Origin of the sequence: Novosphingopyxis sp. (genome assembly GCF_965218915.1) — a bacterium.
In the GTDB taxonomy this organism is placed as follows: Bacteria; Pseudomonadota; Alphaproteobacteria; order Sphingomonadales; family Sphingomonadaceae; genus Novosphingopyxis.
Genome location: NZ_OZ244708.1, coordinates 775426 through 798110, shown reverse-complemented (window position 1 = coordinate 798110; position 22685 = coordinate 775426). Strand labels below are relative to the sequence as shown.

19 protein-coding genes are annotated in these 22685 nt (G+C 56.0%); 8 read left to right on the top strand and 11 right to left on the bottom strand.

Going from position 1 to position 22685, the window contains the following annotated elements:
- Positions 1-16 precede the first annotated feature (16 nt).
- Positions 17-1807 carry an FAD-dependent oxidoreductase gene (locus ACOQPC_RS03770; protein WP_420607331.1) on the top strand — a complete coding sequence of 597 codons (1791 nt, stop codon included), beginning with the start codon at positions 17-19 and terminating at the stop codon, positions 1805-1807.
- A gap of 32 nt (positions 1808-1839) precedes the next feature.
- On the opposite strand, the gene ACOQPC_RS03765 is transcribed toward ACOQPC_RS03770, so the two are convergent.
- From ACOQPC_RS03765 to ACOQPC_RS03740, 6 genes are all read right to left on the bottom strand, one after another.
- Entirely contained in the window at positions 1840-2652 is an 813-nt protein-coding gene (locus ACOQPC_RS03765) for a hypothetical protein (RefSeq protein WP_420607330.1), read from the bottom strand.
- Positions 2652-3008: a hypothetical protein gene (locus ACOQPC_RS03760; RefSeq protein ID WP_420607329.1), complete on the bottom strand. Its 357-nt coding sequence runs from the start codon at positions 3006-3008 to the stop codon at positions 2652-2654. Before ACOQPC_RS03760 ends, ACOQPC_RS03765 begins: the two co-directional genes overlap by 1 nt.
- Positions 3005-3853 (bottom strand): alpha/beta fold hydrolase, encoded by an 849-nt coding sequence (locus ACOQPC_RS03755; RefSeq protein ID WP_420607328.1) that lies wholly within the window; start codon positions 3851-3853, stop codon positions 3005-3007. The genes ACOQPC_RS03760 and ACOQPC_RS03755 overlap by 4 nt, the downstream gene beginning before the upstream one ends.
- 57 nt (positions 3854-3910) lie before the next feature.
- Positions 3911-4225: an SCP2 sterol-binding domain-containing protein gene (locus ACOQPC_RS03750; protein WP_420607327.1), complete on the bottom strand. Its 315-nt coding sequence runs from the start codon at positions 4223-4225 to the stop codon at positions 3911-3913.
- 86 nt (positions 4226-4311) lie between these two features.
- Positions 4312-4593 (bottom strand): nitrate/nitrite transporter NrtS, encoded by a 282-nt coding sequence (gene nrtS, locus ACOQPC_RS03745; RefSeq protein WP_420607326.1) that lies wholly within the window; start codon positions 4591-4593, stop codon positions 4312-4314.
- Between the two features lie 78 nt (positions 4594-4671).
- A complete protein-coding gene (locus ACOQPC_RS03740) occupies positions 4672-5397 on the bottom strand; it encodes a TetR/AcrR family transcriptional regulator (RefSeq protein WP_420607325.1) in 726 nt (241 codons plus the stop codon).
- A gap of 582 nt (positions 5398-5979) precedes the next feature.
- Here ACOQPC_RS03740 and ACOQPC_RS03735 point away from each other — a divergent pair.
- The 7 genes from ACOQPC_RS03735 (at position 5980) to ACOQPC_RS03705 (ending at position 14435) form a co-directional block, all read left to right on the top strand.
- A complete protein-coding gene (locus tag ACOQPC_RS03735) occupies positions 5980-7281 on the top strand; it encodes a Rieske 2Fe-2S domain-containing protein (protein ID WP_420607324.1) in 1302 nt (433 codons plus the stop codon).
- Positions 7282-7297: 16 nt separating this feature from the next.
- Positions 7298-8272 (top strand): PDR/VanB family oxidoreductase, encoded by a 975-nt coding sequence (locus ACOQPC_RS03730; RefSeq protein WP_420607323.1) that lies wholly within the window; start codon positions 7298-7300, stop codon positions 8270-8272.
- Positions 8273-8370: 98 nt separating this feature from the next.
- Positions 8371-9624 carry a cytochrome P450 gene (locus tag ACOQPC_RS03725; protein ID WP_420607322.1) on the top strand — a complete coding sequence of 418 codons (1254 nt, stop codon included), beginning with the start codon at positions 8371-8373 and terminating at the stop codon, positions 9622-9624.
- Between the two features lie 11 nt (positions 9625-9635).
- A complete protein-coding gene (locus tag ACOQPC_RS03720) occupies positions 9636-10676 on the top strand; it encodes a cupin domain-containing protein (protein ID WP_420607321.1) in 1041 nt (346 codons plus the stop codon).
- A gap of 35 nt (positions 10677-10711) precedes the next feature.
- Positions 10712-11584 carry a fumarylacetoacetate hydrolase family protein gene (locus tag ACOQPC_RS03715; RefSeq protein WP_420607320.1) on the top strand — a complete coding sequence of 291 codons (873 nt, stop codon included), beginning with the start codon at positions 10712-10714 and terminating at the stop codon, positions 11582-11584.
- A gap of 24 nt (positions 11585-11608) precedes the next feature.
- Positions 11609-12736, top strand: a complete 1128-nt coding sequence (locus ACOQPC_RS03710; protein ID WP_420607319.1) for a mandelate racemase/muconate lactonizing enzyme family protein — start codon at positions 11609-11611, stop codon at positions 12734-12736.
- A 73-nt stretch (positions 12737-12809) separates the two neighbouring features.
- Complete coding sequence (locus tag ACOQPC_RS03705; RefSeq protein ID WP_420607318.1) at positions 12810-14435, top strand: glutaredoxin domain-containing protein; 1626 nt, start codon at positions 12810-12812, stop codon at positions 14433-14435.
- A 109-nt stretch (positions 14436-14544) separates the two neighbouring features.
- On the opposite strand, the gene ACOQPC_RS03700 is transcribed toward ACOQPC_RS03705, so the two are convergent.
- The 5 genes from ACOQPC_RS03700 to ACOQPC_RS03680 form a co-directional block, all read right to left on the bottom strand.
- Positions 14545-18588, bottom strand: a complete 4044-nt coding sequence (locus tag ACOQPC_RS03700; RefSeq protein WP_420607317.1) for a hypothetical protein — start codon at positions 18586-18588, stop codon at positions 14545-14547.
- 168 nt (positions 18589-18756) lie between these two features.
- A complete protein-coding gene (gene dmpG / locus ACOQPC_RS03695) occupies positions 18757-19782 on the bottom strand; it encodes a 4-hydroxy-2-oxovalerate aldolase (protein WP_420607316.1) in 1026 nt (341 codons plus the stop codon).
- A complete protein-coding gene (locus ACOQPC_RS03690) occupies positions 19779-20711 on the bottom strand; it encodes an acetaldehyde dehydrogenase (acetylating) (RefSeq protein ID WP_420607315.1) in 933 nt (310 codons plus the stop codon). Before ACOQPC_RS03690 ends, dmpG begins: the two co-directional genes overlap by 4 nt.
- A gap of 9 nt (positions 20712-20720) precedes the next feature.
- The gene (locus ACOQPC_RS03685; protein WP_420607314.1) at positions 20721-21527 is read right to left on the bottom strand and encodes a 2-keto-4-pentenoate hydratase; all 807 of its coding nucleotides are present in this window, start codon (positions 21525-21527) and stop codon (positions 20721-20723) included.
- 65 nt (positions 21528-21592) lie between these two features.
- Positions 21593-22681, bottom strand: a complete 1089-nt coding sequence (locus tag ACOQPC_RS03680; protein WP_420607313.1) for an MBL fold metallo-hydrolase — start codon at positions 22679-22681, stop codon at positions 21593-21595.
- Between the last annotated feature and the right edge of the window lie 4 nt (positions 22682-22685).

The window sequence follows — 22685 nt, the reverse complement described above, 5'->3', positions numbered from 1 at the left end:
TCTGGAGTCATTGGTCTTGGTAAGTGAGGACAAACAGCCAATGGCAGAGCCAAGTTTTTACACTGATGTGTTGATCGTGGGGAGCGGACCATCTGGCGGCACGGCCGCGGCATGCCTGTCCATGATGGGTATTTCGAATGTGCTTATAGACAAATATTCCAGCACCGCGCCGACCCCACGCGCTCACATTACCAACCAGCGCACAATGGAGGTCTTTCGCGATCTGGGCATCGAAGATGCGGCACGCGCAATTGCAACGCCGCAAGACAGCATGGCAGAGCATGTCTACGCGCGCGATCTGGTTGGCGAAGAGATCGGACGCATGCTTACATGGTATAACCATCCCCGCTGGAAGATGGACCATGATCTCGCCAGTCCCTGCTCGGTGTGCGATCTTCCGCAGACTGAAATGGAACCCCTATTAGTGCGCACCGCCCTTCAATCGGGAAGCGTGATCAGATGGTTGACCGAATATCTCGGGCATGAACAGGATCGCGATGGCGTGACGGTCTATCTACGCGATCGGCTGGAAAAGCGCGACTATGCGGTTCGTTGCCGCTACCTGATCGGCTGCGATGGAGCCAAATCGCAAGTCGCCGAGGACGCCGGTTTATCCTTCGTCAGCAAGACCGCCAAAGGCGGGTCAATCGGAGTCTACTTTAAGGGTGACCTAAGCCAATATGTATCCCACCGGCGCGGCGACATGTATTGGCTGCTGCAACCTGGGAATGGAATGGGCGGTCACGGCGTCGGTGTTCTACGAATGGTCAAACCATGGGACCACTGGGTCGCTACCGCGGGGTATGACGAAGAGACTGGTCCGCCTGAATTGACCCACGAACTGGCGAAAAAGATCATTTTCAGCCTGATCGGTGAGAACAGGATAAACGTGGATGTCCTCGACATCTCGACCTGGACCGTGAACGATGTGTATGCGACGGCATACTCGAAAAGCCGGGTAATTTGCGTCGGCGATGCCGTTCACCGGCATCCGCCAATGAACGGTCTAGGGTCCAACACCTGTGTTGGCGACGCCTATAATCTATCCTGGAAGCTGGCTCTGGTGCTGAAGGGCCAAGCCGGTGCGGGGCTTCTGGACAGCTATTCCCTCGAGCGCCAGCCGGTTGGTGAATATGTCGTAAAGCGCGCCAACAAAAGTATGGGCACGATCCCGCCGTTGGTCGATGCGATGGGACTTAGCGGAGTTCAAAGCGCCGAAGCTCACAAAGCGATCCTTGAAAAGCGCAAGGAAAAAACCGCAGATGGAGCCGCTATGCGACTTCGGATCCGCAAAGCTATCGATGCTACACTCGTTGGCTTCAACACTTTGGGAGCGGAGCTCAACCAACGCTATAGCGAGGGGGCGTTCGTAAGCGACGGATCGCTCGATCCCGGCTTTGCCAAGGACCGTGATTTTCACCACCAACCCGGCACCAGACCGGGATGGCATCTGCCCCATGTATGGCTACTCGATCGCCGGCAGCGGAAGGTCTCATCGCTCGACCTCTGCGGCCAAGGACGCTTTACCGTTTTAACGGGAATTGGCGGTGAGGCTTGGATCGAAGCCGCGGCGGCTTCATCCGAGCGTCTTTCTGTCGATATACAATGTCACATGATCGGTCCCGGCCACGACCATGACGACATCTACGGCGACTATGCGACTATGCGGGAGATAGAAGAGGATGGGGCCCTGCTCATTCGGCCAGATATGTTTATAGGTTGGCGCGCGCAGACATCAGCACAATCGAATAATCTGGAAGCGGTCATGCGGCAAATCCTCGCCCTACCCCCGCAAAATGTGGAATGAGGCTGGGTAGGGTTTACTACCGGACGAAGATATCAAGCGACATGCATTTCCAGCCCAGCCATGCCGGTCAGCCAAGAAGGCATCGCTTCGTAGAAAAGCACCTCACCATGTGATCCCTCGACGGCTCCAGCCATCACTAGCCAGTTTATCGTCTCGAGTCCTCCGTTGCCCGCCTTCTCTGCAATCTCATGCGCTTCCAGCCGAGCAACCTCACTGGCCTTGCCGCTGCTCAGCCGATCAAGAACCCAATGATCATATTCGGCATTGACCTGACCCATCTTGGGCAAAGCCAGCCAGTGGGACAGTCCGCCTGTTCCCAAAACCACGACTCTTTCACCCTCGGGGCGGTTTTCCTCGATCGTTTGGCGAAGAACCTTACCCAGCGCATGTGCTCGCGCGGGTGACGGGCACGGACGCATATTGGGATTGGTCAGGATCGGAACGATCGGCAGCTCACCGCCAGGGGAATACATCAAAGCTGGAACGGCTAGCCCGTGATCGGCCTTGATCTTGCGAGTGACGCTAATGTCGAATCCGTTGGCAGCACCTGTTTCAACAAGGGAAATGCCAAACTCCGTATGGCCCCGAATGGTCTTCTTTGGTAACTTCATGTCGCCATAGGTGGTATATTCGGATCCGATCCCGACAACGAATGGCGCCATGAGATCGGTGTCGAAATTATACATGTGGTCGTTGGTTACAATCACGAGCAGGTCCGGCGCGAGCGCCTGAATTTTCGTGCGTATCGTCTTCATGCCGGAGAAAACCCGGTCTGCCGCTTCCTCGACGCCCTTACGCTCCATAAGGATATGCGACACGCCGAAAGCGCCCACGATCTGGCCCATCAGAAAGCCTCCATTTCTTTGAGGAAAGCAGAGTCCGCAACCACATGTTCACGGATCTTTTCGTTTACGAAAGTGGACCATTGCATGCAGAGCACTGCATGGATGCCCAAAGCGGCGTGAACCTGCGGCGGGTTGCCGTCGCGCAATATCTCGCGAGCTTCAGGAGATATGTCATAATCGTCAAAAACCGCGTCCAGGTCGGTGATCAAACGATCATAATGCCCTTCGATTTTATGTGTATCCTGGATCATATCCTGGATACGCGACACCTCGGCGCTTTCGACACAGCCGCCCGGCATGGACGTGTTCGCTGTCCGAATAGCGATTGTGTCGAGTTTGACCTTAGGAGAAGTCATCCGTTCAGCCCCCTGTCCGTGCGCGCGAAAAAGTTCATCGTCAGTTCGCAAAACTGGTCAGGTTTCTCGACCATGACCCAATGGCCGCAATCTGGATAAAAATGACCTTCGGCATGAGGTATTTTGGCCAGCAAATCATAAGCCTTATCGATCGTGACGATGATGTCGTCCTGGCCAGCGACCACCAAGGTCGGAACATCGATATCGGCAAATTCGGCTTCGTCATAAGCAAGCCCATTTGCGCCAGCCCACGCCATGATGGCCTGAAATGCCATTTGCGTATCTTCTCGAGTGGCCATTTCATGGCGATAGGCCATGAGTTCCTGTGTCGGCTTGTAGCTGTGCGTCAACGCCTCCATCAGGCGACCGATGCCTTCCCGCGTTCCGTCGAAATGAAGCACTTTGCCCATGCGCTCGCGCTGTTCCGACATGTCTTTGGCCGTCACATTGACTGCGGCGCCCATCAATACTTGCGAGCGCACCAGATCGGGCCGGTTGATCGCTGCCCCGCAGGCGGCAGAGCCACCCATCGAGTTACCGATGAGATGAGCAGGGCCAAAGCCGAGCGCTTCTATGAAGGCGATCAGATGCTTATGTCTGTTCTCCTGAGAATAAACATAATCCTCTGGGTCAGGCTTTGCTGTCAGGCCAAAGCCGGGCATATCGTAAGCGATCGTGCGATAGTTGCTGGAAAAGGTCGGAAAATTCTGGAAGAAGTTCGAGCGGCCATCTGCTCCGGCACCGCCGCCGTGGATCAAGACAAGTGGCGGGCCTTCCCCCTGCTCTACATAATGAGTTTTCAGGCCATCTGCTTCAATAAACTTGCTTTCTAGATTCTCGAACACGTCGGGGCGCTCCTAATGATCAGTTTGTAAAAATGTCGGCGGTCGCCGGCAGACAGGTCATGCTTCCATCGAGCCAAACAGACTGCGCAGGCTCATTGCGACCGACCTGTCGCCCGAAAGCTTCAGCCGGCCCGAGATCATCGCCATCATCGGATCCTTGCCGCCGAATACGATTCCAAGAAAATTGTCTTTCGTGACAGTGACGGTGCAGGCCGCATCCTTGTCCACAAGCTCCGCATGGGTGCCCTCGGCAAAGATCATGCCATCATCGCCAAAATTGAATTTGATGGATTTTTTCAAGCCGCCGTTAAGCGCGAGCGCGTCATTCATCTTATGAACGATCTGCTCGTTCGACATCTGAATGTCGGACATATCTGCCTCTCTCCTAAAATTATTCGATAACTATGCGCAATTGGCGAAAGCTTTTCAACCGAATAATTTTAGGAGAGAGGCGAAACCTATGGCGCGGCGTCGATTCCAACCTCGGATCGGGCATCACGCAATTCCTGTAATTTCATTGATGCGCCCGTGTAGGTAGAGACACTGAACGGCACGATATAGGTCAGGAGAATCTTCCAGATCGGAGGCCATTCAGCCGCTAGAATATATTCGCCCTGATTGATCAGGATTAAAATGGAACCTACGATCGCCGAGACCCTGATACCGCGCTGAACGGATTTTCGGCGGGATGCCAGCCTCCAGAAGCTTGGCAATTCCGCGTCGGGCCCGGCCTCGCTCACGCCTCGCAATTCCATTGTATCGGATAAAAGCCCGCCATCAGACGAGAAACTAGCTGATCCTGTTCGATTGAACAATATTTATTTCTTCAGGCGAGCAGCTTTCAAGCGGGCGATCTGCTCCTCATCGCGAACAACCATGTTCACCAGCATGTCAGTATGGCTGTCGATGAATTCCTTAGAGGCTACCTCACGTCTGGCGAGCAGACGCACTTCTTCCTGCCGCGAGAAAACCGATGAGGAGGTCATGAGGAAAAAATACAGATGGGTCGTGTCGAATTCACGGATAATCCCCTCCGCCTTGCCCGTATCCAGGATGTGAGCAACCGTCTTAAAAATAGGCCTGACATGGCGATCGACCAGCCAACTCAACCGCTTTCGCTGAGTGGGCCCGTTTTCCGTCATGAACGAGACGACGAACGGATATTGACTGGGCCAGCGAATGATGTGCCGCACCATCAGCCGGTAAAATAACGGATCATCGATATCGTTTAACTCGCGGATCCTCGAAGCAAGCTCGTTTCGAAAGTCCCCGAAGAAACGATCCATCGCAGCCTGCCACAATCCCTCCTTGCTTTTAAAATGATAGGTTATCAGCCCTTGGGTTACCTGCGCTTGCTCCGCCACATGATGGGTCGAAACACCATCATACCCGAGGTCCATAAAAGCTTGCAGAGAAGCCTCGACGATCTGCATCTTGGATTCCACGGACCGCTTTTGCTGGCGCCGCGTCTCTGGCCGAAATTCCAGTGCGGCAATGATCTCTTCGGCAACGAAATCTTCGTTCGCCGTGCCTGTATCAACCATCAATATCCCCTCTAACGCCTGGCCCACAGATCCACGCCGACCGCGAATTGGAGTTCTGCCTAAACGGAATTGACCCAACCGGCAAATCAAACAGGTTTTCGAAGCAGATTTATCCAGAGCAATTCGCCACAGGACTATTCCTAGTCGAGTGAACAGGATTTGCTTGACAAATTGTGGTTGGTGGTAAATTTATAAGGCTCGGTCTCGGCACAAAGGGATTCGGGCAAGCGACCTCAAAAGAGGCAGCCCGGCATAAAATTCCAGCGAGTCCGCCAATAGGAGCGCGTCAAACTCGCGTGTTAAAACAAGGATGTCTGGTTTGATTCTGTTGCGCCGCCGAGAATATAAGGAAGCTTTGCCCTCGCACTACGTCGGCCGAGCAAGCAGTGCCGACGCTCCGTTTCTTGCAGGCGCGCCGGCCCCCGGTCGTTCCCGCGATCTGCTTGGAGCAGCCGCGGACCATATCGCGCTCAAACTACCCTTTCCCACCATATCAACCGCTCTGGTTTGCCGGAGCAAACCACAAACGCTGCAATAATCAAGAGACATTGAACCAAATTCGAAATCCAATGGAGAGACACAATGGTAACCGTCGCTGAAAACGAGAAGCTGTGCCGGATCGAAGGTGAAGCGCCGATGGGCAAGATGCTACGCGAATATTGGGTTCCCGCCTGCCGGAGCGAGGAACTGGAAGCCGGCGGCGCACCAAAACGAGTGAAACTTTTCGGTAAAGAGTTTGTCGCGTTCCGCGGAGAAAACGGAAAGGCTGCATTGATGGACGAAAGATGTCCACACCGGAAGGCCTCCATGGCCTTGGCGCGCAACGAAGACAATTGCCTGCGCTGCATCTTTCATGGCTGGAAATTCGACATGGACGGCAATTGTGTCGATGTTCCAAACGAACGGTCCGAACGCGCCGGCTTCCGGGACAATATCAAATATAACAGTTACCCTACCCGTGAGACCGGCCGCGCGCTCTGGGTTTACGTGGGCGAACAGGAAACGCCACCAGCGTTCCCTAACTTCATGTTCAACGACGTGCCCGAAACGCATATGGTGAATTTTTACGGGCCGTTGAACTGCAATTGGGTTCAGGGCGTGGAACCGGCGTTGGACAATTCGCACGCCACGATCCTGCATACCGATACCAACAAGATGTATATGAAAGGGCATCTCAAAAACGCCCAGCTCGACCGTGCGCCGCTCTACGATGTGGAGACACATCCTTTTGGTATTCGCGCCGCCGCCCAGCGCCGTATTCCAGGCGGCGGAAGCTATGTTCGCGTCATCGAATACATCCTGCCATTCTATTTCTTCGTGCCCAGCGAACCACAAGGAGACAAGCTCGCGCTCGTAATCGTTCCGGTCGACGATGAAACGTCAATGCAATGGTTCTTCATGTTCAATCCGGACCAGCCGATGAGCTACGACGAGCCAGAGCGTCAGCCGTTCGACACGCGCAGCTGGATTCTTGGTCCAAACCACCAGAAACTCAATCGGAACAATTTTCGCGAGGGGCGCACTCCAGAGAATGTTTGGGGTCAGAACCGCGAAAACATGACGGGCGAGGAGGGCAGTTTCGCTGGCCTCTATCCCATCGCAATCGAAGATCTCGCCATTCAGGAGAGCCAGGGGGCGATCGCCGATCGCTCAACCGAGTTTCTTGGGATTGCCGACCGAGCGGTTGTTCAACTTCGGCTATCGCTGCTGAAGGCGCTGAAAAAGTTCGAAGAGACAGGCACGCTCCAAGGTGACGGGCTCGATCCCGGTTACGAAGGAATCGTCGGCCATTCCTATCTGCTTAAAAGCGATGACGAGGATTGGCGCGATTATTTCAAGCCCGGAAGCGGCGGCGGCGAATCTGTCCCCGAAGCCGCGGAATAAGTTCCGGTAGGTCTAGTTGATCCAGGATATTGAAATGAGCGGTCCGGAAATAGCAAATCTGATGGTTACGGCGATGACGATCGAATCGGCCGGAGTTATTACCCTTCGGCTGAGCGATCCGGAAGGCCGCGACCTTCCGGCATGGAAGCCGGGCGCGCACATCGATATCCATCCGGACGGCGGAGAATTGCGGCAATATTCGCTTTGCGGGAAAGTCACCGACCGCAAAAATTACTGTATTTCGGTGCTTCGCGAGGAAGCGGGTCGAGGCGGATCACGGTTCGTGCATGATTCGGTTCGACCCGGGAATGTCGTCAAGGTGAGCCAGCCGCGCAATCATTTCGCCCTTAAGCCAGCGGAGCGATATATCTTCATTGCCGGAGGGATCGGGATCACTCCGATTATTCCAATGATTGCAGCTGCCCGCGCGACTGGCACACCATGGACATTGCTTTACGGGGGGCGTTCGCGCCGCTCGATGGCATTTCTGGATCAATTGCAATCTTATCAGGGTTGCACGCGAGTTTTTCCGCAGGATGAGGTCGGGCACATTCCTCTGGCCGAATATCTTGGCGACCCCGAAGAGGGGATGCATGTCTATTGCTGCGGCCCCGAGCCGCTGATTGCCGCAGTGGAGCAGCTTTGTGCCACATATCCGGCAGGAATGCTGCAGGTGGAGCGGTTCACGGCGGCCGAACTGACCGAAGCCAATCAAGCTGGCAGCAAAGCATTCAAGGTTCTTCTCAAGAAGACCGGGAAGACGGTCGAAATTCCCCAGGACATGACCATTATGGAAGCTCTGGAAGAGGAAGGGATGGATGTCCCATTCTCCTGCAGGGCCGGCACATGCGGTATGTGCGAGACGGCCGTTCTGGAAGGAAAGGTCGATCACCGCGATGCCATCCTTTCGCAGGAAGAGCGCGCAGCAAACAATACCATGCTGATCTGCTGTTCGCGGGCAATTAGCGATGAACTGGTGCTGGATTTCTGAGCAATGCAAAGCCCTGCCCACTCCTCATCACGGTCCATTTGCCAAGTTGAAAGGCGACGCCGTGATTTTAGTAAAAACGAAACTACAGGAATACCGTCATGATAACAGTTGCCGAGACGGAAAAGAAAAGTGGCTACCAAAGTGCAGACGCGATCGCACAGAATTTTGACCTGTTTTCTGTCAATCCTGATTATTTCATCGATCCCGAGCCATATCGGGCGGCACTGAGAGACCATAGCCCGATCCATCAGAACCGCGATGGTAGCGTCCTTTTAACCCGCTATGCGGATGTGGTGGAGATCTGGCGTGACACGACCGGCCTGGTCGATAAGTCCGAACAGTTTCGCGGCCGGTTCGGAGATGGTCCGCTTCTCGAACATCACACATCAACGATGCTGTTTCGCGATCCGCCAGATCATGACCGGCTTCGCGCGATCGTGAAGCCATTCTTCTCCAATCGGTCCGTCGTGCGCCTCGAAGAAATGATCGGTCGATTGGTGGACCAGACGCTGGACGAAATTGCCGACAAGGGCGAGTTCGATTTCGTGTCCGAATTCGCATTCCAGATTCCGATCAAGGTCATCTGCAATATACTCGGAGTGCCGATTAGCGATGCCTTGACCATCCATAAAATGGGTCAGGCTATTCTCTTTCCGCTCAACCCCAATGCGTCCCGGGAAGAAATTACTCATGGCCATAAGCAGGCGCAGGCATTCAAGGACTATCTGGCGCCGCACGTGGGGCGCACACGCGCTATGTCGACCATTGACCCGCAAGAGAACATCATCTGCGCGATGATTGCTGCAGAACGCGGCGGTGAGAAAATTTCGGACGACGAAATACTTCACATGTGCATTTTGATGCTGAATGGTGGCCATGAGACGACCACCAACCTGATGGGGGTCGCGACGCATTATCTGCTCGATGCGCCAGACCAACTGGCCGATTTGAGGCAAAACCCCGAAGTCATCAGCACCGGCATCGAAGAACTGCTTCGATTGGTATCGCCGATCCAGCTTCAGGGACGGCGCACCACGCGCCGCGTCGAGATCTCTAGCGGGGCCGTAGAGGCCGATACTGAAGTCGTCCTGTCGCCAGGGTCCGCCAACCGGGATCCGCGGTTTTTCGAGGACGCGGACCGAATGAACCTGCGGCGCAGGCGCAACCAGCACGTGACCTTTGGCGCGGGCATCCACTCCTGCGTTGGTATGCCCCTCGCCCGGCTCGAAGCAAGCACCGCCCTACCAAGGTTTTTTGGTCGTTTCTCTTCGATCGAACGCGCTGGCCCGCATGAGTTTAATCGCAATCTGCGCTTCAGGGGCTTGCGCACCCTGCCCTTGCGAGCGCGCTGAAAGGACCTCAGATGGACACCGCAATCGACACCCGAAACGCCTATTACGATCGCATTGCCGAGCACGGCTTGAAGGCCCTGTGGAATGTGATGGCCAATTTTGTAACCCCGGCACCGGTTTCGCCGGTAAAGGCTGCGACATGGGAGTATGACAAGGTCAGGGATTACCTGATGGAGGCCGGCGACCTCATCTCAGCCGAGGAGGCGGAACGAAGGGTTCTTGTTCTGGAAAATCCGGGCCTGCCAGGTTCTTCTCTGCTCACGCGAACCTTGTATATCGGATTCCAGTTAATCTTGCCGGGTGAAGTCGCCCCAGCCCACCGCCACACCCAAAACGCGCTGCGGTTCGTGGTCGAAGGCGAAGGTGCCTTCACTGCCATCAACGGCGAAAAGGTGATCATGCGGCCCTATGATCTGGTGCTGACTCCGAACATGTATTGGCACGATCACGGCAACCAGACCGATCGGCATATGATCTGGATCGACGGCTTGGACTTGGGGCTGGTTCAATCGCTCGATGGCGCCTTTTCAGAGCGCCACCACAATGGCGGGGCGATTACCGAAACGACACCCCCGGGCGACCCTCTCAATCGCCACGGGCGCGACCCACGGCCCGTCGACGAATCTTCCGGAGACGTTCCACCAGGCGATCACAGGCTGTTCCACTACCCGTTCAAAGAATGGCGCGCCAACCTTGCAGTGATGGCGCAAATCGGCCCCCCCGATCAGCATCTGGCCTACAAGTCCGAATTCACCAATCCGGTCACAGCAGGCGCTGTCATGGCGACCATGTCAGCCTTCGCGCAGCTTATGCCGAAAGGTTTCAAGACCCAACCCATGCGAACAACGGAAAGCCAGGCGTTCTTCGTCGTCGAGGGCAGTGGAACTTTGCAGATCGATGGGGAGCCGTTTGCGCTGAGGGAAGGCACCACCGGCGTTATCCCCCCATGGGCTGAAACACAGTGCGAAGCCGATAGCGATCTGGTGCTCTTTTCCTTCACCGATCGCACAGTCCAGCAGAAACTGGACCTTTGGCGCGAAGCCAGAACGTGACCACTAAATCGTTCCTTCCCTCGCGGAGATAAAAAATGCGTATTTGCAGATTTAACGACAATCGCGTTGGTTTGGTGGAAGCCGATAGCGTGACAGACGTCACTGCGGCACTCGACACACTCCCCACGGTGAGATGGCCGGTGCCAAAAGGCGATATTTTTATTTCAAACCTTGATGCGTTGGCACCGCAGCTGGAAGCAGCCCGGTCGGGAGGTGACACCTTTAAACTGAGTGATGTCACGCTTCTAAGTCCCGTCGCGAACCCGGGAAAGATCATTGCCGCACCGTTAAATTATGTCGATCATGTCAAAGAGGTGGGCCAAGATGCGGAGATCCATCATAATACCCATTCAAATAAATTTGAGGGATACGACACGCCGATCGATAAGCTCGGCCTGTTCCTGAAATCTTCCAGTTCGGTTGTGGGGACCGGAGAAGGCGTCGAACGCCTGTTCCCCGAACGGAGGAGCGATCATGAAGTCGAACTGGCGCTGATTGTGGGCAAGACCGGGCGCAATATTTCCGAGGCAAACGCCCTGGACCATATCTGCGGCTACTGCATCGGGCTCGATATGACCGTGCGGGGTCCGGAAGATCGATCGATGCGAAAGTCGGCGGACAGTTACACGGTGCTAGGCCCCTTCATGGTAACGGCCGATGAGATTTCCAATCCCTCCAATCTCGACATGCATATCGATGTCAACGATCAGCGCCGCCAAGCTACAAACACTAGCTTGATGACCGTTGGGCTGCGGCGGCTAATCGCGCTCGCTTCAACTTGGTATGAACTTCATCCGGGCGACGTAATCCTGAGCGGCACACCAGACGGCGTCGGGCCAGTCGAACCAGGCGATACCATGCATTCCTACATCGAAGGGATTGGGAGCATGGCAACCACGGTTCGCTGACGGTCACTTGGGAGAACCCGCACCATGCCCCTCGAGGCAGGAATTAAAGATAGCGTTCGCTCGGCCAAGATCAGCCTTCTGAAAATGATCCTAGACCGTCCCGTGGGCGGCTCTGGCGTTACGTCGGTGGACGTTATCGTCGTCGATCTTTCGACCGCAGATGGGCGGGCTGCGTTCGGGTTCAGTTATTCGCTTGGCGGCGAGGGCGCCTTAGTCCTGCATGCCGCAGAGTCGCTTCTGCGGCGGTTTGTGATCGGGCAGCCGATATCACACCCGGAGGCTGCCGCGCGCATCATGAGCTCCAGTCTTAACCGGATTGGCGGAGGCGTCCACAGATTGGCGATGTGCGCAATCGACGTGGCGCTCTGGGATCTTTGGTCCGGATTACACGGGCTATCAGTTGGGCAAGCCATGGGTGGATTGCACCGACGCGTCCCCGTTTATGGTTCGGGCGGATTTAACACCGTGCAGAGCGCCGCTGAAGCCGCCGAAACGGCCGACGAACATGTCCTCGCCGGGTTCGCTGCCGTCAAGCCACGCCTGACTGGCAAGCCAAGTGATTTTGCCGTGCTCGATGCCGTGGCCAAGCAGATCGGGGAGAGCATCGGGATTATGTTAGATGCCAATGAGAAATGCGCGCTCGAAGAAGCAATGCGGCTCAAGTCTGCCGCGCTGGAGCACAAGGCCCTGTTTCTAGAAGAACCGCTTCCTGCCCACGATCTGGAGGGTTACCGGCAGCTGCGCATGTCGCCGGGCGTCCCCATTGCCACAGGCGAACATCTCCAGGGTCTGGTCGAGGCACGACCGATGATCAGCGAGGCAATCTGTGCAGTGATCCAGCCGGACCTCGCTGCGATGGGCGGCCTCACCGAATGTCTACGGGTGGCCCGCTTCGCCGAAGCACACGGCATTTCGGTCACGCCTCACTTCCTGCCCCAAATTTTCATTCATCTGGCTGCCGCTAGCCCTGCCGTGACCTGGCTTGAAGATTTTCCGCTGCTCGAACCTTTATTCTCAGAAGCACCGCAATATGATGTCCAGGGCGGCCTGATGCCCGGACCAGAAGTCATCGGGCTCGGATTCGATATTCTTCCAGAACAACGCGCCAAATTCTGCGAAGCATCGGTGACCGTGGATACCGGTCAACCATAGCTTTAATTTCCTTTTCAATTGAAAAGGTTTCGGCTAGAATTTTTAAATACCAATAAGATAATTGAGGTGAGAGATGTCAGATACCGCACAAATTACCGTCTTTTCCAAACCGAACTGTTCCTATTGCGATTCGGTCAAAAATGTTCTCAGAGCCGAAAATCTGGCGTTCGACGAGTTTGATATCACCGATTCCTCCCGCGCAGCCAATGCCAGCATCTATCTATCTGGAACCGGGACCGTGCCTCAGATATTCATCGGACGCACCCATGTGAACGGGGCCGCCGACTTCCTGCCGTTGGCAAATTCAGGCCGTCTGAAGGACTTGCTTAAGGCTCACGCCTCAGAGCAATTCAGTTTCGATGGTCTCTCCGATGCTACGCTCGAAAAAGGCGCCCACGATACCAAGCTTAAAGATTATATCCCGGCTAGCATCGGCACCCATTCCGACACGCCAGACGAATGGCCTCTGCTACGGTTTTACAGCATCTTTTTCGGCTTCTGGCCCGACTGCTTCAAATATATGCGGCACTGGCAGGAGATCTACAAATTGTTCATCTACTGCCACAACATGTCAGCGGTTCGCATGTCCCGTGAAATCATCGGCGAAGGAATGCTCTACGTTGCAGCATTTTCGACCTCCAACGCCCACGGCTGCGACTACTGCCAGGTCCATGCTGCCTCCACTGGCAAGGATTATTCAGTCAATATAATCAAGGACTACAAGGCCGCCCGTGAGGGCTATTTCAAAGACGATACTGAAATTGGGCCATTTGAGGTTGCGCTGGCAGATGTCGCAGCTGCCTGCACTACAAATACCGTGACCGACGAGCTGCTCGACCGGGTTCGCAGCCTTGAGCATCTATCACGTGCCTCTATCAAATCGCCCGTCGAACAATGCATAACTTCAATGGCCATGGTCGCTGGTTCCTTCGGCTATCTGAACCCATTCAACGATCTGACCGGTCTCGAAGTCGAAGGCGGTTGGATGAAGATGGGCGAAGAGGTCGGACTAGGCTCGGGTCGGCATGGCGCAACCGAAGGCAACCCAGATAATCTCAGCCATGACATCCCTGATGGTGGCCCCAGCATTGAAGAGCTGTTCGCGAAATTCGATGCGGAGGTGGGTGATGTCGAAGCGTTTGCGATGGAAAATTTTGGGCACGTGCCCGAGTGGTTCCATGTCTTTCCCGAGCAAATACGTCGGCGCCATGCCTATCTCTATGCCGAGACCTTCTCACCGCGCGATCACGCTCTGCTTCCCTCGGAGCTGCGTCACCTGATGGCGCGGGTTGCCGCTACCGAACGCAATCATGATTATATAGCGCTATCGGAAGCATGCTCAGCGATGCACGTTACGGACGATCCCTCACGCACCATGCAGAGGATCAAAGCGTGCTATGCGGCGGCAAGTGGCGAGTTAGAGGATGATGCGCTCTTCGATGGTGCGGAAATTGCTGCCCTAAAGCTCGCTTGGCTCTCGGCGCAGATGCCGCTGATGGTGCCATATAATATGGTCGAGGGCGCGCTGGAGCACTATAATCACACCGAGCTTGTGCATCTGATCACAACCGCCGGTATTGCTGGGGTTACGCAGCGCGTCGCATCACTTTCGCGGCCGAAGATCGAAGGCGATCTCGCTAAGTTTGCAAAAGAACATGATCTGGAAACCGACACGCTTAAAATTCGCTATCCAGTATGAAAGCTCGCAGTATCTTTATAGCGTAGACCCTCGGGCCCCGCTTTCGGAATGGTGATAGACGCTCCTCTGCGCAGGGGAGCGTCTGCATATTACTTAGTTGCACCCATACTCATGATGGCTGTTGGGACCCGGATGAAGGCTCTCCACGGTCAATGATTTGGGCAATCTGTTCCAAGGCCGAGTGGATTTGCGGTATAAAATTGGCACCTGTTGCGGGCGCGAGCTTGAGTAAAAGCCGAGCGGTCGATCCCAGGGTCCGCTCGGTCGATAACAGTATTTCCTCTACCGGCGGAGCCGTCTTGTCAGGCGTCAATAAACGGAACCGCGCATTACGGACCAAATGCTCAGCGCCTGCAAATGTCCACGCGATCAGCAGCTCGGCAACATCTTGCGGCAACCTTGAACCATTGACGCTCAGCAGCAGCCACATGGCTGTCCAACAAAATTCCATCGGTCGCCCGGTCAAATCCTGGCGAATTGCCCAGAGCGCGTTTGCGGCTCCCTCGCGGTCGCTCGTCGGCGGGCTTATATCGCCGTTCATGCGGCGCAGAAGAGGATGAAGCGCAGATATCTCGGTCGATGCCAAGCCCTGCTCGACAATGGAATCAATGGCATCGTAACGATTTGCCATCGCTGCCGCGATGGCAAAGCTCAGCATATAATCCTTGGCCCCATCGAGAATATCATCTGCGGCATTCTCATCAATTACCGCCCGCGAGATCAGGCCTCGTCTGGGATGTCTCAATTCTTCGGCGAGCAAACGCGCCTCGCCCGATGTCACCAACCGCGTCATCGAAGCGTGCCGCCTAACATGATCAACGAAATTCTCCGGATCATGTCTTTTTATGGCGATATGGTCTTCCTTGATCGCGGCCGAAATCTCGCACGAGAGCACGGGGCCGCCCATCAGAATGTCACGAAAATCACGGTGCAATCCAGTGGGCTGGGGGAGCTCTTCGTCGGCATCAGCCAGCATGTAGAACGAGATATCCAGCGCGAGCACCGGATGGGATCGGATAGCCTCAAGCGGTTCAGGATTGCTTGCGGCGCCAGGCAAATATATAACGTCTTCCTCTCCTTGCGGCTTGGTCCCCGTAATCTCGCGATAGAGCCAAAGCACCGCGTGCCGCACCACCCTGTGACAATGGACCTCGGCAAGCGTGCCGTCTTCATCAATGGTGGTGAGACCTTTCAACGCATCGCGCATTTTGACGATAGCGACCTCTGGCCTTCCGGCGTTATATGCCGCGTGCGCGGTATCGGCGAGCAATCCAACTGCCATAGCCCTCACGGTGGGGATTACGCTCGACTGCGCCGCTGCCGCTTGAGCGCGCTCAAACCAATCTGCCGCGGCTGGCCAGTCGCCAAGGTTCGCTGCGCTTATCCCTGCCTCGCGCGCAATATACGACCGCTCGATCATGTCCTGGCCACCGACGTCGGCTGCGGCTTTCAATAATGGTAGCGCTGCAGCGTGGTCGCGCTTTCGCCAATGAATTTTGGCGCGCGCGCGGCTGAAGGCAATGTTAAAACCGAGCACATCCTCTGCGTCGTCCAGACATAGCAGCGCGCGTTCGGCATCCCCGCCATTCTCATCGATGCACATGGCCTGCGCGATCGCACAGCGCGAAGCTAAGAAGGGATTATCCCAGCGCATTGCAAGAGAGGCGCAAACGCCATAATCGCGCTGCGCTGCTTCCCAATCAAATCCGTCTTTCTGCGACTCTCTCAGCCATCCATGGTTGACCAGAACGGCAATGTCGCCCCGACCGGGCTGGAAGCTCGAAAGGATGCGCTCGCGGGTATCAGGTTCTTCCTGGTCAAGGCGCTCCATAATTTCGCGGAACCGGGCGATGGTCGTGATGCTGCGCAATTGGCCCGCGAACAGCACCCCGTTTCCGTGGTCTTTATCGCGCGACTTCGCTCCGAAGTCCGCTTGTGCCGCGAGCAAATGACTGGTTTGACTAAGCCGATCAAACCGCAGCAAGATCTCCAACCAGTCGCCAAATAGTTCGCCGGTGCGCGGGTGGAGCAGCAGCTTAGACAGCATAAGCCCTTCAAAAAGGTCTTCGCCTTTTACATGGACGCGCTCCTGCTCCAATGCTTCCCAACATGCACGCGCTTGCTCAGGCGAACCGTTTTGGAGGAGCGTTAGCATTTGGGCCAATCGCATCATCGCTGATGCTGCGGGGTCTTGCGGAAAAATCGGCGCGTCCAGCGGGAGAAAGACCAACTCGGTCAGAAAAGGTGCAAGCGCATCGACGATTTCGGAGTTGGTGCCGATAATGCAATGCGCAAAGGCAATGACAAACTCTGTCTGCGCGCTGCCCAGCGCGTGATGCATCGCCATGGACGCGTCGGCGGCGTCCAGGCTATCGCTGCGCAAAAGAGCGTCCGCCACACAATGGTGAACCTCTCTGCATTCCTCGATCGACAAAACCTCACTGGCTGCATCTTGAAGCATTGGCGATACACGCAATCGCCGCCCAGGGGAGGGTTCTATCCAGGGACCGACCAGCTGGTCGAGCACCAGCCCGCCTCGCCCAATCGCGGGCTCGATGCCAGCCACCCGGATGGCCAGATCATGATCGAAAGCTCCCCGGATCAAACTGGCCCGCAATAGCAACGTCTGCGCATCGTCGGTGAGCGCTGCGACCAAGCGCTGACGCACGGCGCGCCGTTCCGCGCCCAATTCAGCATGGACCTGGCCGCCCAGCACCGATGCAAGTGACGCCCGGGACCAATCCTTGCGGCGTAGATGCAACAGAACCGCCCTGGTTAGCTGCGGGTGCCCGTTTGCGGCGGCACGGTAGACGGAACCTGCAAATTTAGTGGCGCCGCCCATTGCGACCACTAGCTGGGCAACTTCATCCTCATCCAGATAGGGGACCATCACCGGCAAAGCAGGATCCGATACGAACTGAAACAAGGTCGTATCGGCCGGAGCGCGATATGTCGTGACGATTGCGGTCTTGTCGCGCCGCCTAAGTGTCGTGAGTATTCGTGCCAGTGCATCGCGCACGGCTGGGTCGTCCAGTTCGTTCAGATCATCCAGAATGACGTGCGTTGCCTGAGATGACGCAAGCTCGCCTTGTAAATGAGACAACCGTGTTGCCGCTTCAGATGGGGGAAAATGACGAAAGTCCGCGATTGACCAACTGTCGTTGCTCTTAGCGGCAAGAAGACGAGCGACCAGCGATTTGCCGAGCCCGGTTGCACCATGTGCGATGGCGATGCCGCATGCCCGCCGCGCCTCATCAAGTTCTCGCACCAGCGCGTGGCGCGGTGCGTATCGATCAGGCAAGGAAATATCTTCGACCGGAGCCAACAGGCTTGAGCGCACGATCGCACCAGCTGCGTCCGCGCCTCGAAAAGCAGATTGCAGCTGTTCGATCGGCACAGCGACCGACGTCACGTCATCGAGTAGTTCCAAAAGATCCGCGCATCTCAGTCTGCGTGCTTTGTCCGATACCGCAGTTAGCAGAACGCGCTCAAGGACAGCGGCGACCGCCTGTTTTGCCGCATGGCTGGACATGCGCCTTGCGCGAGTAGCAAATTCAATAAGGCTGGCCTCAAGTTCGGCGCGCATGCCTGCAATTTCCGGAGAGCCGCAATCCCAGTGGATGCGCTGGAGAAATTCGGCTCGAAAATCGTCGTCCGATAATTTTCTCAAATGGTCGAGGGTCGTTTGTTCCAAATCAAGCGACATGATGAGAGCGCGAAGCGGTGCGACATCGGCGCCGGCAGCGGCACGGCGCCAATAACGAAGTCCCGCCATTTTACCAATGCGATGGGCCTTATTGCGTTCTGCTCCAATCTCGGCCGTGGTCAGGTAATGAAGGGTGACGGCGCGATCGGGATTTCGCGCTACCAGATCTACATATGAGTCGATTGCGGCCCGAATTCCTGCTGACTGTAAAGTGACGTTTCCGCTTGCCGCAGTATCTTTTACCTGCGTGCCCGTCAGCGCGGTTTGTGTCGCTACCGCATAATCCTCGGCTACTTCGAGATAGAGCGTTGCACCGTCGCCCAAGGACAGCCAGGCGAGGCTCGATGCATAAATCTGGTATGCATAACCGCGCAGCGCCGCAACCGCCTGCCGGGCAGCATCCCCATGCGGTTCGCCGAGCCGGGGACCTGATCCGAAAACTTGCATGGCAAATGTCTAGCATGCGGCAAGCAAAAATCACGCCTTTAACCTAAATGCTGCAAACGAAAGAGAACTTGGCCACCGGGACAAGGCTGGGGGGAACGACCCTTGTATCAACCCAGTTCAAGGCGCAGGCGCACCGCCGTAATATTTGCCCAAATATAGGCTGGCGGATCAACCTGAAACTTTTGCCTTCAGATCAAGTGCGACGTCCACGATCATGTCTTCCTGCCCGCCAACCATCTTTCGTTTGCCGAGTTCGACAAGGATCGAACGAACATCGAGACCATATTCGGTGGCTGCCTTTTCCGCATGGCGAAGAAAGCTAGAATAAACGCCGGCATAGCCTAGCGTCAGAGTTTCGCGGTCGACCCGCACCGGCCGGTCCTGTAGCGGACGGACCAGGTCTTCGGCTGCGTCCATCAAAGCGAACAGATCTGTCCCGTGGTTCCAACCATAGATGTCCGCTGCCGCGATAAAGACCTCCAGCGGAGCGTTACCTGCCCCTGCCCCCATTCCGGCTAGCGATGCATCAACGCGAATGGCACCGTTTTGAACTGCAGCGATCGAATTGGCCACGCCAAGGCTCAAATTATGATGGGCATGTATGCCGCGCTCGGTCTCCGGTTTGAGCACCTCGTCGTAGGCCCGAAACCGATCCGCGATCGCATCCATATGCATCGCGCCGCCGCTGTCGGTAACGTAGATGCAATGCGCGCCATATTCTTCCATAAGCTTGGCTTGCTCGGCCAGGCCTTCGGGTGTGTTCATGTGCGACATCATGAGAAATCCCGACACATCCATGCCGATTTTACGAGCGTGCTCGATATGTTGACGGGAAATATCAGCTTCTGTGCAATGCGTCGCCACTCTCACCGACACGACGCCCAGATCGTGCGCCCGTTCCAAATCCTCGATCGTGCCGATGCCGGGAAGCAACAAGGTGGCCAGACGAGTATTTTCAATAACCGAGGCAGCGGCCTCGATCCATTCCCAATCGGTGTGCGCACCGAAACCGTAATTCAAGCTCGAACCCTTAAGCCCGTCACCATGCGCGACCTCGATCGAATGAACGCCTGCCTGATCGAGCGCTTTTGCGATCTTCTTTACGCCATCAAGGCCGTATTGATGGCGAATCGCGTGCATGCCATCGCGCAAGGTTACGTCCTGGATGTAGAGCCGCTGCGAATGATCCATCATGCTGCCTGCCCTCTTATTTCTACGATACGTTCAGCGGTCTTCAGCGCTGCGGAGGTCATGATATCAAGATTGCCCGCATAGGGTGGAAGGTAGTGCCCGGCACCTTCCACCTCGAGAAACACGCTGACTTTCAAGCCGGTGAAATCGCGGTCCATATCGGGTATCCGCAGCGGCAGATTATCGCCAATCCGTTCAAACTGGACCGCTTGCTTCAGCCGATAGCCTGGAACGTAGGTTTGCACTTGGGCCACCATCTGATGGATCGATTCCGTGATCGCCTCCTGGTCGGTTCCTTCCGTCAGGCAATAGACCGTGTCGCGCATGATAAGCGGCGGCTCTGCCGGGTTCAGCACAATGATCGCCTTGCCCCGCTCAGCGCCGCCGACTTCTTCAATGGCCTTTGAAGTCGTTTCGGTAAATTCATCGATATTAGCCCGCGTGCCTGGCCCAGCCGATTTGGAAGCAATCGAGGCCACGATTTCAGCATAGGGAACCGAGGCAACACGGCTGACCGCGGCTACGATCGGAATGGTCGCTTGCCCGCCGCACGTCACCATATTGACGTTAGAGCCTGCAACCGTGCTTTCCAGATTAACCGGCGGAATGGTGTATGGACCAATCGCCGCCGGCGTAAGGTCGATCACTTGCTTGCCGAATTTTTGCAATGCCGCGTCATGTGCAGCGTGCGCGCCAGCTGAGGTTGCGTCGAATACAATTGCGATCTCTGCAAAGCCGGGCATCGCCAGCAATCCATCAATGCCCTCATGCGTGGTTGCAACGCCCATTCGTCTCGCCCGGGCCAAACCGTCGGACTCAGGATCGATCCCTACCATCGCGGCCATCTCGAGCGTTTCGGAGAGGCGCATGATCTTGATCATTAGGTCGGTCCCGATATTACCAGAACCGATAATCGCGCATTTGGTCTTCATGAATCTGGCCTATTCGAAGTGAGCTTGAACCGAGCCGAGCCCGTCAATCTTGGCGTGGAAACGTTGCCCGGCCTCAACCGAAACCATCGGGCCCAGGGCGCCGGACAAGACGATGTCTCCTTTTTTCAGAGGACGTCCGGCCTGCACCATGACTTTTGCCAGCCAAAGTGCGGCAGTTACAGGCGATCCCATGCAATCCGCCCCAGACCCTCCGGAAACTTGCCGCGCGGCACCGTCACTGCCCGCAACCGTCATTGCCATTTGGCACCCGGCGACATCGATCTCGCTCATCCGGCGTGGACTGTGCCCGATGACAAACGCGCCGCTGCTTGCATTATCAGCGATAGTGTCGGCAATGCTGATGTCCCAGTCGCGAACCCGACTGCCAACGATTTCCAACGCCGCGACAGCAAAGTCGATCGACGAGATCATATCGACCGACGTCAAACGATCGCTGTCGAGATCCTGTCCGAGCACGAATGCAATTTCAGCCTCTATTTTTGGCTGCATCAAATTTGAGACGGGGATGCCCAGACCCAAGGGCCAATCCATGTCATCGTAAAGCATGCCGTAATCAGGTTGATCTACGCCAAGCTGCTTTTGGACCGCCAAAGAAGTAAGACCGATTTTGCGTCCGACCAGCCGCCGCCCATTGCCAAGGGCTTGCTGCGTCAATCGCTCCTGGACAGCATATGCGAGTTCGATTTCGTCAGAAGGGATGATGTCGCGCACGGGTTCACAAGGGACGCCGTCCCGCCTTGCCTGAGCAAGCCGTTCAGCTGCTTCGATAACGCGCGCGTCCTGTTCAGTGCTCATTGCGATCCGGCCTTTCCGCTAGCCAAGCGATACCACCGACCAGCAATCCTTTTCAATTGAAAAGTTTATTGCTCTGGTGGGATTGGTCGGGTCAGCTCGGATGGTGGGAATACATCGAGGTCATTGGCCATGCTAACGGGACCGAAGTATATGCTTCTGATTTCCGAAGACATTTCATCGAGGTGTTGGTCATCAAGATCGCTGGGCACGATATGAGAAACGACCAACCGGCCCGCATGCGCTTGATAAGATAATTCTCCCAACGCAGCGCTGCTTAAGTGGTTTTGCGTTAGTCGGCCAGACAGTGCAGCAATTGCCTTGGGCGAATAACCACTCATGCCTTTCATCTTTTCGATAATGACGGCTGGCTCGATGACCTCGCCGACGAGGATGTCTACACCAGTTACAAACTTGACAACAGCTTGCGAAGGGCCGGTATCGCCGGTGAAGGCAATCGATGAATCGCATCCGTCCATGCGATAGGAGAATGAGATCGGCCGAGGTGACTGATCGAACGCATAATCGAAATGGGTGTTTTCAATGACGCTTACCGATAATCCAGCTACATCAGCTACCGAGACCGCGACGCTGCCGGGTGTCGATATGATTTCCACTACATGAACCGACTGTCCGATCAGGCTCAGGTCTGTCCCCAAGCCGCTCGACGCCAAAACGGTCGGCGCGCTTGCTTGCAAAATGCCGCGCACCACCTCGTCTGTCCCAACTGGACCGTAGATCGTCAGGATGCCAGGCACCTGCATGGCCCATCGACCAGTGATAAATGTCGCCAAGTCGGCGATATGATCAATGTGGAGGTGGGTAAGAAAGATCGCATCGATATCGGCGATCGAATAGCCAGCCTCGGTTAGACGCTGCGCCGAACCTTCGCCCGCATCCACCAGCAATACACCGGATTTGGTCGCCACGAGGTTTGACGCGCGCGCACGCTTGGCATCCAGCAGCGGGCCGCCTCCCGTTCCCAGTGTCACGAGTTTGAGTTCGGCGTGACATCCGGTGCGCGGCACGGCGAGCGCGGCCTGCGGCCAAAACGATAGCGCGACAGCGGCTAAGCATCCGCCCAAGTTTCTCTTCCAGAATTCAAGCGAACGCTTTCGCAACTCGCGGAAAAGGCTGGCTGGCGCTTTACTGGTCATTCGA

Coding starts and splice junctions, on each gene's coding strand:
- ACOQPC_RS03685 (WP_420607314.1), bottom strand. CDS start 21,527: ATGAGCACTGAACAGGACGCGCGCGTTATCGAAGCAGCTGAACGGCTT.
- ACOQPC_RS03760 (WP_420607329.1), bottom strand. CDS start 3,008: ATGACTTCTCCTAAGGTCAAACTCGACACAATCGCTATTCGGACAGCG.
- ACOQPC_RS03680 (WP_420607313.1), bottom strand. CDS start 22,681: ATGACCAGTAAAGCGCCAGCCAGCCTTTTCCGCGAGTTGCGAAAGCGT.
- ACOQPC_RS03750 (WP_420607327.1), bottom strand. CDS start 4,225: ATGTCCGACATTCAGATGTCGAACGAGCAGATCGTTCATAAGATGAAT.
- ACOQPC_RS03715 (WP_420607320.1), top strand. CDS start 10,712: ATGCGTATTTGCAGATTTAACGACAATCGCGTTGGTTTGGTGGAAGCC.
- ACOQPC_RS03700 (WP_420607317.1), bottom strand. CDS start 18,588: ATGCAAGTTTTCGGATCAGGTCCCCGGCTCGGCGAACCGCATGGGGAT.
- ACOQPC_RS03710 (WP_420607319.1), top strand. CDS start 11,609: ATGCCCCTCGAGGCAGGAATTAAAGATAGCGTTCGCTCGGCCAAGATC.
- ACOQPC_RS03720 (WP_420607321.1), top strand. CDS start 9,636: ATGGACACCGCAATCGACACCCGAAACGCCTATTACGATCGCATTGCC.
- ACOQPC_RS03735 (WP_420607324.1), top strand. CDS start 5,980: ATGGTAACCGTCGCTGAAAACGAGAAGCTGTGCCGGATCGAAGGTGAA.
- ACOQPC_RS03740 (WP_420607325.1), bottom strand. CDS start 5,397: ATGGTTGATACAGGCACGGCGAACGAAGATTTCGTTGCCGAAGAGATC.
- dmpG (WP_420607316.1), bottom strand. CDS start 19,782: ATGATGGATCATTCGCAGCGGCTCTACATCCAGGACGTAACCTTGCGC.
- ACOQPC_RS03765 (WP_420607330.1), bottom strand. CDS start 2,652: ATGGGCCAGATCGTGGGCGCTTTCGGCGTGTCGCATATCCTTATGGAG.
- ACOQPC_RS03725 (WP_420607322.1), top strand. CDS start 8,371: ATGATAACAGTTGCCGAGACGGAAAAGAAAAGTGGCTACCAAAGTGCA.
- ACOQPC_RS03690 (WP_420607315.1), bottom strand. CDS start 20,711: ATGAAGACCAAATGCGCGATTATCGGTTCTGGTAATATCGGGACCGAC.
- ACOQPC_RS03705 (WP_420607318.1), top strand. CDS start 12,810: ATGTCAGATACCGCACAAATTACCGTCTTTTCCAAACCGAACTGTTCC.